9 protein-coding genes and 1 riboswitch are annotated in these 12,585 nt (G+C 47.3%); of the genes, 7 read left to right on the forward strand and 2 right to left on the reverse strand.

The features are described from left to right. Window positions 1-23 precede the first annotated feature (23 nt). A complete protein-coding gene (locus tag CKK33_RS06050) occupies window positions 24-704 on the reverse strand; it encodes a porin family protein (protein ID WP_158223401.1) in 681 nt (226 codons plus the stop codon). Window positions 705-876: 172 nt separating this feature from the next. Here CKK33_RS06050 and CKK33_RS06055 point away from each other — a divergent pair, with 172 nt between their 5' ends. Continuing rightward, window positions 877-2,589: a glycoside hydrolase family 3 protein gene (locus tag CKK33_RS06055; RefSeq protein WP_095703246.1), complete on the forward strand. Its 1,713-nt coding sequence runs from the start codon at window positions 877-879 to the stop codon at window positions 2,587-2,589. A gap of 24 nt (window positions 2,590-2,613) precedes the next feature. On the opposite strand, the gene CKK33_RS06060 is transcribed toward CKK33_RS06055, so the two are convergent. Beyond that, window positions 2,614-4,194, reverse strand: a complete 1,581-nt coding sequence (locus CKK33_RS06060; protein ID WP_095703247.1) for a S41 family peptidase — start codon at window positions 4,192-4,194, stop codon at window positions 2,614-2,616. 213 nt (window positions 4,195-4,407) lie between these two features. Between CKK33_RS06060 and murQ the strand changes: the two genes are divergently transcribed. From murQ to metF, 6 genes are all read left to right on the forward strand, one after another. Further along, window positions 4,408-5,211, forward strand: a complete 804-nt coding sequence (gene murQ / locus CKK33_RS06065) for an N-acetylmuramic acid 6-phosphate etherase (protein WP_095703248.1) — start codon at window positions 4,408-4,410, stop codon at window positions 5,209-5,211. A 118-nt stretch (window positions 5,212-5,329) separates the two neighbouring features. Beyond that, on the forward strand, window positions 5,330-5,896 hold the full coding sequence (locus CKK33_RS06070; protein WP_095703249.1) for a hypothetical protein: 567 nt from the start codon (window positions 5,330-5,332) through the stop codon (window positions 5,894-5,896). Between the two features lie 79 nt (window positions 5,897-5,975). Further along, window positions 5,976-6,713, forward strand: coding sequence for a Bax inhibitor-1/YccA family protein (locus CKK33_RS06075; protein ID WP_095703250.1), 738 nt, complete (start codon window positions 5,976-5,978; stop codon window positions 6,711-6,713). A gap of 221 nt (window positions 6,714-6,934) precedes the next feature. Continuing rightward, window positions 6,935-7,045: riboswitch (SAM riboswitch) on the forward strand. A gap of 147 nt (window positions 7,046-7,192) precedes the next feature. Then, a complete protein-coding gene (gene metH / locus CKK33_RS06080; RefSeq protein ID WP_095703251.1) occupies window positions 7,193-10,909 on the forward strand; it encodes a methionine synthase in 3,717 nt (1,238 codons plus the stop codon). A gap of 102 nt (window positions 10,910-11,011) precedes the next feature. Further along, on the forward strand, window positions 11,012-11,374 hold the full coding sequence (locus CKK33_RS06085) for a four helix bundle protein (protein WP_095703252.1): 363 nt from the start codon (window positions 11,012-11,014) through the stop codon (window positions 11,372-11,374). Window positions 11,375-11,409: 35 nt separating this feature from the next. Then, a complete protein-coding gene (gene metF / locus CKK33_RS06090) occupies window positions 11,410-12,366 on the forward strand; it encodes a methylenetetrahydrofolate reductase [NAD(P)H] (protein ID WP_095703253.1) in 957 nt (318 codons plus the stop codon). Window positions 12,367-12,585: the final 219 nt, after the last annotated feature.

The raw sequence follows: 12,585 nt of genomic DNA on the forward strand, positions 1-12,585 counted from the left end.
TCATTTTTTGTTAGTGGAATGTTTTAGTCAAACTTAAATCCTAACCCCAGCTGGAACACCTGGTTGCGGTAGTCGGGCAGTAACGATGCACCGTTGGTACGGTTGCGGTCAAGGTCGATATTATACCTGGCACGCAGCTCAACGTTGCGGGTAAGATCAATACCTACACCAATTACGCCTGCAATAATGCTTTTATCGCCATTGTTATCATATTCGGTTTCTACTATCCGGTTAAAGCCATCCTCGTAAATATTCCGGGTGGACGTTTGGAAGGTAAGCTGCGGACCGATCAGGAAGTTAAAGCCCGGCACCACCCTGAATTTTGCCAGCAGGGGAATATCAATATAATTGGTGCGTTGCTTAAATGTGCCGTCGGTTGTTTCCGCTTTATACCCTTTTTGTGAAAACAATAGCTCGGGAGCAAAGGCGAACGAGCGGGAAACAGGGAAGTTGGCGGTTAAGCCTACATGCCAGCCGGCAATGGTGCTGGTGCTAAAATCGGCATTGTAAGAGTCAACGGTGTTTGAAAAATTGGCGCCAACCGCTACACCGAATGATGGGCGGTAAAAATCGTTATACGGGCGGCGCTCGTAACGCGGCGGTGGTGGCCGTCTCATCACGCGCCTTGGGCGTTGCGGGTAATATTGCGCACTCACTTCTCCGGCAATAAACAGGCACAAGGCCATAAAGAGTAATTTTTTCATTGTTTCATATCTAAATGTTTCCATCAACCCGTGTAGCGCGGGCGAATTACTGTGGTTAATTACACCGTATAGAGCTTAAAAGTTTGTAAAGGTTTATTTACACGATAGGCTATTATTTCAATAAGCAAAACAAATAGGGGTATTTGGTTTTTACACTACATTTGAAACTGTAATGAAACCAAAATATTATATCATCCTGCTCTTTTCATTTTTTGTAAGCAGTGCCGCCATGGCACAGCGCCAAAGCTTTATTGAAACCCTTAACAGCCAGAATAAGTGGGTTGATTCGGTTTACAGGAAAATGAGCCGCAAGGAGCGCGTAGGTCAGCTGTTTTATGTGCGGGCGCATACCAATAAAGGCAAGGCTTATGAAGATTCGGTAGGTAATGTAATAGCCGAAGAGCACATCGGAGGTTTGGTATTTTTCCAGGGTGGCCCTGTGCGCCATGCCAACCTCATCAACAACTATCAGAAGCTTTCAAAAGTACCTTTGCTGATAGCGATGGATGGTGAGTGGGGGCTGGGCATGCGTCTGGACTCGTCCACATCGTATCCTTACCAAATGACGCTTGGCGCCATACAGGATAATAACCTCATCTATAAAATGGGGCAGATGATAGGGTATGATTTTAAGCGACTTGGGCTGCACATCAACTTCGCGCCCGATATGGATATCAACAACAATCCCAATAACCCGGTAATTAATTATCGCTCTTTTGGTGATAACAAATACAACGTGGCGCAAAAAGGCATCGCTTACTTTAAAGGAATGCAGGATGCCGGCCTGATCGTGTTTGCCAAACATTTCCCGGGCCATGGCGATACCAACGTGGATTCGCACTTTGATCTGCCGCTGCTGCCCTTTACCCGCGCACGGCTCGATTCGCTGGAAGAATACCCTTTCCGTGAAGCCATTGCCGCGGGGGTAAGCGGGGTGATGATCGCGCACATGAATATACCGGCGCTGGATAGTACCAAAAGGCTGCCATCAACTTTGTCGCGCCCTATTGTTACCGGTATTTTAAAAGATTCGTTAAAGTTTAAAGGCATTGTAGCGTCTGACGCGATGGAAATGAAGGGTGTTACCAAGTATTTCCCAAACGGCGAGGCCGATCTGCGCGCCTTCCTGGCGGGTAACGATCTGATAGAGTTGTCAGAAAACTCCAAGCTTGCCGCTAAACTCATCCTCAAGGCTATCCGCAAAAGCAAAATCACTAAGGAAGAGTTTGAGGCCCGGATCAAAAAACTTTTAGCCGCCAAATACTGGGCAGGCTTAAACCAATATAAACCCACGCAGCCGGCGGGTATCATCAATGACATTAACCGCCCCGAAGCGGCCACATTGATACAGCAACTGGCTGATGCCGCTATTACCGTGTTAAAAGGCGACGCGGTTACGCTTAGACAAAACCCGCTTAAAAAAACAGCTATTATCAGCATAGGGGTAGATAAGCCTACGGTTTTTGAAACCGAACTATCTAAATGGTACCCCAATAGTATGATATTTATGATAGGGAAAAACACCCCCATCCAACAGCTGAAACAAATGCTGCTTGCGCTTAAAAAGTTCGACCAGATGTTTGTGAGCATACATGATACCCGCCTGCGCCCGCAAAGCAAGCTGGATTATAGCAGCGATGTAAAACTGATGATTGCCGATCTGGCCGCGAGGCCCAACGTGGTGACCAGCGTATTTGCCAACCCTTATACTATAGCAGGCTTACCGGGTATTGAAAAAAGCGCGGGCCTGCTGGTAGGTTACCAAAAAGATGATGCCATGCAGCGTGCCGCCGTAAAGGTAATTTCGGGGGTGATGAAGCCTGCGGGTAAGCTGCCGGTAACAGTTAATACGTTTTTTACTACCGGTATGGGTATGCGCTTTTAAAGCCTGATTTTTAGGTTGCCTTAGCTATTGTTTCGCGGCAATTTTAAAAGTTTCGTCGGCATTGTTCAATACCCTGAAGTAAGCGTTATTGCCCCACTTTAAACGCGCGAGGCTTGCCTTTAAAATATTTTTGATAGCCGGTTTTGATACCATGAGCTCGTGCGCGTCAATATGTTTAATGGTTTTGTAGGCGTACAATACAAAATCCTTCAACATAGTTTCGTCAATGGTATATTGTTTAATAAAAGTGTCGGCAGTGGTGTAGCGTGCAAGTACGGGCTGCAACTTATCCAGCGCGTAGGCGCTGAAAAGCATGTTGTCGGTAAGGTCTGCTATGAGTTGTGTAGCCTGGCTGGTATCGGCGGGTACAAATACATCGGGCATTATGCCGCCTCTGCTAAATACCTTACGGCCTTTTGACGTGTGATAGGCAGATGCACCCGCGAAAGCGCTATCGCTTAAATTACTGCCCGCATTCAGCAGTTCGCCTTTGCGTATACGGTTAGCCAGTTCATCGCGGTAGCTGGCCGCGCCATTCTTATATGATTTTTGTATGGACCGGCCCGATGGCGTATAATAGCGGGCCACCGTAAGGTTAATTGCTGTACCATCGCCAAACGGAAACTGCTGCTGCACCAGCCCTTTGCCAAACGAGCGGCGGCCCACAATGGTGCCGCGGTCGAGGTCCTGCATGGCGCCGGCCAGTATCTCACTTGCCGATGCCGAGTATTCATCAATAATAACGGTAAGCTTACCCTGCTGGTACGAGCCCGAATCGGTAGCGAAATAATCGGTACGCGGTTCATGCACGCCCTTGGTATAAACAATGAGCTTGCCTTTGGTCAAAAACTCATCGGCCAGCGCGGTAGCGGTATTCAGGTAGCCGCCGCCATTGCCGCGAAGGTCAAGCACCAGTTTTTCCATGCCCTCAACTTTCAGGTCGGCCAACGCCTTTCTGAAATCGGCATCTGTAGATGAACCAAACTTACTGATCTTGATGTAGCCCGTACCATTTTCCGCATAAGCGGCATCAATACTGCTTACGGTTACGCGCCCCCGTTTTACCTTAACATTTTGCGGCTGAGAGTTGCCGGACCTGATGATGTTCAGCGTGATAAACGTATCCTTATCACCCCTGAATAGTTTGCTTACACGGCTTGCGGTAAGTTTAGTGCCCGCGAAAGGAGCGTTATCAACCTTAACCACTTTATCGCCAACCAGTACACCTGCCTTAGCCGAGGGTCCCCCCGCGTTTACCTGGGTAACCACCAGGGTATCGCGCAGCAACTGGTACTCCAACCCAATGCCGTTAAACCCGCCTTCCAGCTTTTCGGTAATATTGCGGGCCTGTTGCGCAGGCAGGTATAGCGAGTGCGGGTCCAGGTTCTGCAGAAGGTCGTTAATGGTAACGCCTTCCATGCTGTCAATATTAACCGAATCAACATACTGGTTATGTACCAGGTCAAGCACTTTAGATATCTTATCGCCCCCGCTTAAACCTATGCTGCGCCCACCAAGGTTGCCGTTGGTTAATACAACCCCTATAAAAGCGCCGATAAGTAATAACAGGATAGTTCGGAAGATGATGCCCGCGGTATGTTTCATTTAGTGTATTGCATCGCAAATCTAATAATTAGCCGTTATCAGTAATAATTTATCTGCGCTTCTTTGCTTTAATGTTTTTTAATCAATTTTGCTTAAGATTTGTTGGCTAAAGAGAGCCTCACCTGAATCCTCTCCAGAAGAGAGGACTTGAAGCCGGCACTAAAAAACCCTCTCCTTTGGAGAGGGCAGGGTGAGGCCCATAACACGATTACCATGGAAATAAGTACCGAGAAAGATTCCAGATATAACGGCCTGGAAAATATGCCTGTAAGCGAGCTGCTGCGCAATATCAATAACGAGGATAAAACCGTACCGTTGGCGGTAGAAAAAGCCTTACCGCAGATAGAAAAGCTGGTGGAAGTAGTTGCAGAACGGATGCAAAAGGGTGGTCGCCTTTTTTACATCGGCGCAGGTACCAGTGGCCGTTTAGGCGTGGTTGACGCGTCAGAATGCCCGCCTACCTTCGGCGTCCCGTTTGATTGGATAGTAGGTATCATAGCCGGCGGCGACACAGCCATACGCAAGGCGGTTGAATTTGCCGAGGACGACCGCGAGCAGGCCTGGAAAGATGTGCAGGCATTTAACATTAACAGCGGCGATGTGGTGGTGGGTATAGCGGCATCAGGCACTACGCCATACGTAATAGGCGGTTTGCAGGCCGCCAGGGAGCAGGGCCTGGCTACCGGCTGTATTGTTTGCAACAGCGGCAGCCCGGTAGCAGCGGCGGCAGAATACCCTGTTGAGGTGGTAACCGGCCCCGAGTTTGTAACCGGCAGTACCCGCATGAAAGCCGGTACCGCGCAAAAGCTGGTTTTGAATATGCTAAGCACCAGCGTAATGATCAAACTGGGCCGTGTTAAGGGTAATAAAATGGTGGATATGCAGTTATCAAATAACAAACTGGTAAACCGTGGTACCCGCATGGTAATGGCCGAAACCGGCCTCCCGGAAGCTGAAGCCGCAGAACTACTAAAAGAGCACGGCAGCGTACGCAAAGCAGTAGATAGCTTAAAATAAATGTGCAGATATGCAAATGTGCATATGTGCAATAATGAAATAAAATATAGCAATGAAGTAACGATGTGTTGTGCGTTGATCTGCACATTTGCACATCTGAAATTTGCACATTAGAACAATGCACACAATAGAACCATATTACCGCTGGCGCGACGATTACATTGCCGCTGAGGACGAAAATTCGCCGTTTTATAATACCGAGTACAGCGAGTTTGAGTTTGATAAGCAGGTGTATAATTACCTGCTGCACCCGCAATGGGACTCATTCGGCTCAAATACCTTGTATCTTAAAATACTCTTTGTTGATTACGACCGTGGTTACAGTATCATCGAATTTATTGGCGAGTGGAACGATGCCATCAATAACGATATTATGCTGATGAAGCGGGAGCTTTTTGACGTAATGGTTGACCAGGGCGTTAATAAATTTGTGCTGATAGGTGAGAATGTATTGAACTTTCATTACTCTGACGATAGTTACTACGAGGAGTGGTTCCAGGAAGTAGAGGACGGCTGGATAGCCGGTGTGAACTTTAGGGAGCATGTGATAGAAGAGTTTAAGCGCAGCAATATTGATTATTACGTTAACTTTGGCGGCGAGCTGGACGAGTTTAACTGGCGTTCGCTAAAGCCACTGCAGGTATTTAAAAAGGTGGAAGAGCAGCTTACAAAACGGCTTAATTAAGCTGCAGCCAATTAAACTAAAACACTTGCAAACAATCAAACAATTCACATACATTAGTACAAAAATTCATCAATTATAAATGGAAACTAAAACAACCGATTACGTTTACGATAACGTTATCCAAATAGAAGATGCGGAAGCATCACGCAAGTTTATTGCCAGGGTTTTTGCCTGGATGTTTGTGGCCCTGGGCATATCTGCGGCCTGCGCCTATCTTTTTGCCGCTAACCCGCAATTATCGTCGTTGCTGCGCGATAACGAAACCGGTAAAAGTAATATGATGGGTATCATTGTTATGTTCCTTCCGTTGGTATTTATATTTATCTCCGGCAGGGTATTTTCACGCGGTAGTTACCTGGCATTGGCAGTGGTATTTATTGGCTTTTCGGCGGCTATGGGCATCAGCCTGAGCTACATATTTTACCTTTACCCGGTTAACACCATTGCCGGCGTGTTTATTACTACAGCGGTAGTTTTTGGCGCTATGGCGGTAGGCGGCTACATTACCCACCAGGACCTTACCAAATTTGGCGGGATCATGGTGATGCTGCTGATAGGTATAATTGTAGCATCGGTATTAAACCTGCTGATCTTACACAGCAGCAGCTTCGACCTGTTCATCAGCTATATTGGCGTTGCCGTATTTACAGGCTTAACCGCTTATGATGTGCAAAAACTGAAACGCATTGGCGCAAGCGGCGAAATTGACGGAACCGTTAAAAGCAAAGTAGCCCTGATGGGTGCCTTAACCCTGTATCTCGATTTTGTAAACCTGTTCCTGATGCTGCTGCGCATATTTGGCGGCAACAGAAGATAATGGATAAATATTGAATACCAAGCCGCTATGTTAACGCATAGCGGCTTTTTTATTTATCAATCCGACTCACCCGGTCGTCGCTACGCTTGACCACCCTCTCTACGCTTCGCGTAAAGAGGGATAAAAGATTTTTAAAGGCATACTCCCTCTTTGCGCAGCAGAGAGGGGGCAGGGGGTGAGTCAGCATTTGCACTTTACAACATAATTATTCATCTTTGCACTGCTTATGGAGAAAGACGGAGGGATTAGACCCTGCGATGTCTTAGCAACCTGTTACTTAACAAGGTGCTACATTCTACCCGGCTCAAACAATTGAACGGGACAGATAAGTGAAAGTCAACATTACACCCCGACTTTTCGAAATAAGTCTTTGTAGTATCAAGTAATTAGTATCAGATATCAAGATTTTCTTGTTCTGGTATTAATGTGGTATCTAATGGGATACTTGCTACTTGATACTCGCTACTTGATACCAAAAAATGGACATTAGAAAAGAACTACAGAAACGCATCCTGGTGATTGATGGGGCAATGGGTACCATGATACAGCGGTATGAATTAACCGAAGCTGATTTTCGTGGAGAGCGTTTTCGCGACCACCCGTCGGACCTTAAAGGTAACAACGACTTGTTGAACCTTACCCGCCCGGATGTAATTAAAGCTATACACAAAGAGTACCTGGAGGCTGGTGCCGATATCATCGAAACTAACACCTTCAGTACCCAGCGCATTTCCCTGGCCGATTACCATATGGAAGAGCTGGCCTACGAGCTTAGCTATGAAGGTGCCCGCCTTGCCCGCGAGGCCGCTGATGAGTATACCGCGCTTAACCCTGAGAAACCGCGTTTTGTGGCCGGTGCCGTTGGCCCAACCAACCGTACCGCTTCGCTATCACCTGATGTGAACGACCCGGGTTATCGTGCTGTCACCTTTGATGACCTGGCTGAGGCCTACTATGAACAGGTACGCGGCCTGGTTGATGGCGGCTCTGATGTGTTATTGGTGGAAACCATTTTCGATACCCTGAACGCTAAAGCAGCATTGTTTGCGATAGACAGGTACAAACAAGAATGTTTAGCTGCCGGTAAAGATTACGCGGCGTTCCGCCCAAGCGGTGGAATCATGATCTCCGGTACCATTACCGATGCATCTGGCCGTACTTTATCCGGTCAAACGGTAGAGGCTTTCTGGAACTCGGTTAGTCACGCCAACTTGTTATCGGTTGGTTTAAACTGTGCCCTGGGTGCCCGCGAGATGCGCCCGCACTTAGAAGAACTTTCTGAAAAGGCAGGTGTCTATATCTCCGCCTATCCCAACGCGGGTTTACCCAACGAGTTTGGCGCTTATGACGAAACCCCGCACGAAACCGCCCACCAGGTAGATGATTTTATCAAAGCCGGTTTGGTGAACATCGTTGGCGGTTGTTGCGGTACTACGCCTGATCATATCAAATGTATTGCCGATAAAGCGGCAAAATATCCGCCCCGCCAAATCCCGGAGATACAACCTTACCTGCGATTGAGCGGTTTAGAGGCCGTTACCCTAACGCCGGAAACCAACTTTGTAAATATTGGTGAGCGTACCAACATTACCGGTTCGCCAAAATTCTCTAAACTCATCCTTGCCGAAAATTACGAGGAGGCTCTTTCTGTTGCATTGCAGCAGGTAGAAGGCGGTGCCCAGGTGATCGACATCAATATGGATGAGGGTATGATAGACTCTGAGGCAGTAATGGTAAAGTTCCTGAACCTGGTGGCCAGCGAACCTGATATTGCTAAGCTGCCCATCATGGTCGATTCATCAAAATGGACAGTGTTAGAGGCCGGCTTAAAGTGCTTACAGGGAAAAGGCATCGTTAACTCCATTTCCCTAAAAGAAGGTGAGGAAAAGTTTAAGGAATACGCCCGCAAGATATTAAGCTACGGTGCTGCCACTGTGGTGATGGCCTTTGACGAAACCGGCCAGGCCGACTCATTGGAGCGCCGTAAAGAGATCTGCGAGCGCAGCTACCGCATCCTGGTTGATGAGGTTGGTTTTCCGCCGCAGGATATCATTTTCGACCCTAACATCCTTACCGTTGCAACCGGTTTGGAAGAACATAACAATTACGCGGTAGACTTTATCGAGGCTACCCGCTGGATAAAACAAAACCTGCCACACGCCAAAGTTAGCGGTGGTGTAAGTAACATATCGTTCTCGTTCCGCGGTAATAACGTGGTGCGCGAGGCAATGCACTCAGCCTTCTTGTACCATGCCATTAAGGCCGGGTTGGATATGGGTATCGTTAACGCCGGTATGCTTGAAGTTTATGAGGAAATACCCAAAGACCTGCTCGAGCTGGTTGAAGATGTGCTGCTTAACCGCCGCCCGGATGCAACCGAGCGCCTGGTGGAGTTTGCCGATACCATCAAGAGTAAAGGCAAAGAAGTAGTACGCGACGAAGAGTGGCGTAAAGAGTCGGTTGAGTCGCGCCTGTCGCACTCACTGGTTAAAGGGATTGTTGAGTACCTGGATGCCGACGTAGAAGAAGCCCGTCAGAAATATGCACGCCCGCTGGAGGTGATAGAGGGCCCGCTGATGGATGGGATGAATATTGTGGGCGACCTGTTTGGCGCCGGGAAAATGTTTTTGCCGCAGGTAGTAAAATCGGCCCGTGTAATGAAAAAGGCAGTAGCTTACCTGCTGCCATTTATAGAAGCCGAAAAGCAACGTATAATTGATGCCGGCGGCGATAGCAGCAGCGACCGTGCCAATGCGGGTAAGGTACTGATGGCTACCGTAAAAGGCGACGTACATGATATTGGTAAAAACATTGTAGGCGTAGTATTAGCTTGCAACAACTTTGAGGTGATAGACCTTGGGGTGATGGTGCCTGCGCAAAAAATTATTGAAGAAGCCAAAAAGCAGGATGTAGATATTATCGGCCTGAGCGGTTTGATCACCCCGTCATTAGACGAGATGGTGCATTTCGCTAAAGAAATGGAACGCGAAGGCTTTACCATTCCCTTGCTGTTAGGCGGTGCTACCACATCGCGCATACATGCCGCAGTTAAGGTTGCGCCGCATTATTCGGGTGCTGCCATTCACGTTTTAGATGCCTCACGTAGTGTTACCGTGTGTAGCAACCTCATGAATAAGGATACCCGCGACAGCTACATCCAGAACATTAAAGACGAATATGCTAAAGCCCGTGAGGCCCATGCCAACAAAAAAAGCGACAAGCGTTTTGTAAGCATTGAGGAAGCCCGCGAACAGAAATTCCAGATAGACCTGGATAAGGTTGCTCCTGCGCCGACCTTCCTGGGTACAAAGGTATTTGAATCGTTCCCGCTTGAGGAATTGCTGCCATATATCGACTGGACGCCATTCTTCCATACCTGGGAGCTGCGCGGCAGTTATCCTAAGATATTTGACGATAAGTTTGTGGGCGAGGAGGCTAAAAAGCTGTTTAATGATGCGCAGGCTTTAATGAGGAAGATAGTAGACGAAAAGCTGCTGCGTGCTGATGGGGTTATAGGCTTTTGGCCCGCCAACAGCGTAGGCGATGATATTGAGATCTACACAGATGATACCCGCCGGCATTTGTTGACGAGGATACATACCCTTCGCCAGCAGAATGAGAAAGTGAAAGGCGAACCTTATTATGCCCTGTCGGATTTTATCGCGCCAAAAGAAAGTGGCGTGGCCGATTACTGGGGAGGCTTTGCCGTAACCGCTGGCTTGGGTTGTGATGAACTGGTTGCCGAGTTTGAACGCGACCATGACGATTACAACAGCATTATGGCCAAAGCCCTTGCCGACCGTTTGGCCGAAGCCTTTGCCGAAAAAATGCACGAACTGGTACGTAAAGAGTATTGGGGCTACGCCAATGCGGAACATTTGAGCAATGAGGACCTGATCAAGGAAGAGTACCAGGGTATCCGCCCGGCACCGGGTTACCCTGCCTGCCCTGACCATACCGAGAAGACGACTTTGTTTGAGATCCTGAAAGCCGAACAAAACGCCCACATGCATCTCACAGAAAGCCTGGCCATGACACCTGCTGCATCAGTAAGTGGTTTTTATTTCGCGCACCCACAATCAAGGTACTTTGGTTTAAATAAGATAAGCAAAGACCAGATAGAGGATTATGCCCAACGCAAAAACATGTCTGTGGAAACAGTAGAGCGCTGGTTAGGGCCGAATTTGAATTATTAGTGAGGTGCGGGTTGCTGGTGCGGGATGCCGGAGCGAGGAGCGGGAGATATTGGAGTAAAGTGGTTAACTAGGGGGTGAGAAAACAAGACATAAACATTAAGAATGACTTATACTGATTTAGAAGCTTGGAAGGAAGCTCGGATCTTAGTGAAGATGGTTTACGACCATATTTCATCTTTTCCTAAAGAAGAGGTATATGGCCTGCAGTCACAAATCAAAAGATCAGTAATTTCTATTCCATCAAATATAGCCGAGGGTTGTGGCAGAAGTCATCCAAAAGATTCAATGCGGTTCTTCTTTATTGCAAGGGGTTCAGCTTATGAATTAGAAACGCAACTTTATCTTTCATTAGATCTACAATTCATTGACGACACTACACTTAACGAACTTTTAGATAAACTTGTAAGGGTTAGGAAATTATTAGCTGGATTAATCAATCATCAAAAGGCACAGATCAAAGATTAGTCCCACACTCATAACCCACACTCGCACCCAAACACATGAAGATAACCGAACATATCCAGAACGCTAACGGGAAGACCTTATTCTCATTCGAATTAATACCGCCTTTAAAAGGCCACAGCATACAAGGCATTTATGATGCTATTGACCCGCTGATGGAGTTTAAACCGCCTTTTATAGATGTCACCTCGTTACGTGAGGATTTTATTTATAAGGAACAGGAGAACGGCTTGCTGCAGAAACTGGCGTATCGTAAACGCCCTGGCACAATTGCTATATGTGCGGCTATCATGAACAAATACAAGGTAGATACTGTGCCCCACCTGCTTTGCGGTGGTTTTACTAAGGATGAGACCGAAAACGGCTTGATAGACCTGCATTTCCTGGGTATTGAGAACGTATTGGTATTGCGTGGCGATGCGCGTAAAGGTGATTCGTCATTTGTGCCTACGCCTAACGGTCACTGTTATGCTACAGATCTGTTGCAGCAGGTAGTGAACATGAATAATGGCGTTTACCTGCACGAGCATTATGATAACATGATGCGTACCGATTTTTGTATCGGTGTTGCCGGTTACCCCGAAAAGCATTTTGAGGCACCTAACCTTAAAACCGACTTTAAGTACCTGAAACAAAAGGTAGATATGGGCGCCAAGTTCATTGTAACGCAGATGTTTTTTGATAATCAGCGGTACTTTGATTTTGTGAACGGTTGCCGCGCGGCAGGTATTAATGTCCCCATTATTCCTGGGCTTAAGCCAATTACATCTTCAAAGCAATTGATATCCCTGGCTAAAACCTTCCATATTGATATCCCGGAAGATCTGTCTGATGCTATCCACGAGGCTAAATCTGAAAAAGATGTAAAAGACATCGGTATCGAATGGATGATCAACCAGTGCAAAGAGCTGGTAAAATTTGGCGCACCTGTGCTGCATTTTTACACGATGGGTAACCCCGGCCCAACAAAACGTATCGCAGAGGCTATATTTTAGCCCCAACGATGTGTAATTGCGAGGAGCGGCAGCGACGTGGCAATCCCAAAGGCTTATCCCAACTTCTTTAAAGGAGAGGAGTCTTATATAGTTATTTTCAAAATCCTTTCCCTTGGAGGGATTTAGGTGAGGCTATCGGTCGTAATGACGGTTGGTTCTATCGAATAAAAGATTCTTCGCTACCGCTCAGAATGACAGATAATATATAACAAGAACGCA

Source organism: Mucilaginibacter sp. MD40, from assembly GCF_002288635.1.
Taxonomy (GTDB): Bacteria; Bacteroidota; Bacteroidia; order Sphingobacteriales; family Sphingobacteriaceae; genus Mucilaginibacter.

What these genes read in the sequence shown, in the direction of transcription:
- CKK33_RS06075 (WP_095703250.1), top strand. Translation starts at nt 5,976, where the DNA reads ATGGAAACTAAAACAACCGATTACGTTTACGATAACGTTATCCAAATA.
- CKK33_RS06070 (WP_095703249.1), top strand. Translation starts at nt 5,330, where the DNA reads ATGCACACAATAGAACCATATTACCGCTGGCGCGACGATTACATTGCC.
- CKK33_RS06050 (WP_158223401.1), bottom strand. Translation starts at nt 704, where the DNA reads ATGAAAAAATTACTCTTTATGGCCTTGTGCCTGTTTATTGCCGGAGAA.
- CKK33_RS06085 (WP_095703252.1), top strand. Translation starts at nt 11,012, where the DNA reads ATGACTTATACTGATTTAGAAGCTTGGAAGGAAGCTCGGATCTTAGTG.
- murQ (WP_095703248.1), top strand. Translation starts at nt 4,408, where the DNA reads ATGGAAATAAGTACCGAGAAAGATTCCAGATATAACGGCCTGGAAAAT.
- metH (WP_095703251.1), top strand. Translation starts at nt 7,193, where the DNA reads ATGGACATTAGAAAAGAACTACAGAAACGCATCCTGGTGATTGATGGG.
- CKK33_RS06060 (WP_095703247.1), bottom strand. Translation starts at nt 4,194, where the DNA reads ATGAAACATACCGCGGGCATCATCTTCCGAACTATCCTGTTATTACTT.
- CKK33_RS06055 (WP_095703246.1), top strand. Translation starts at nt 877, where the DNA reads ATGAAACCAAAATATTATATCATCCTGCTCTTTTCATTTTTTGTAAGC.
- metF (WP_095703253.1), top strand. Translation starts at nt 11,410, where the DNA reads ATGAAGATAACCGAACATATCCAGAACGCTAACGGGAAGACCTTATTC.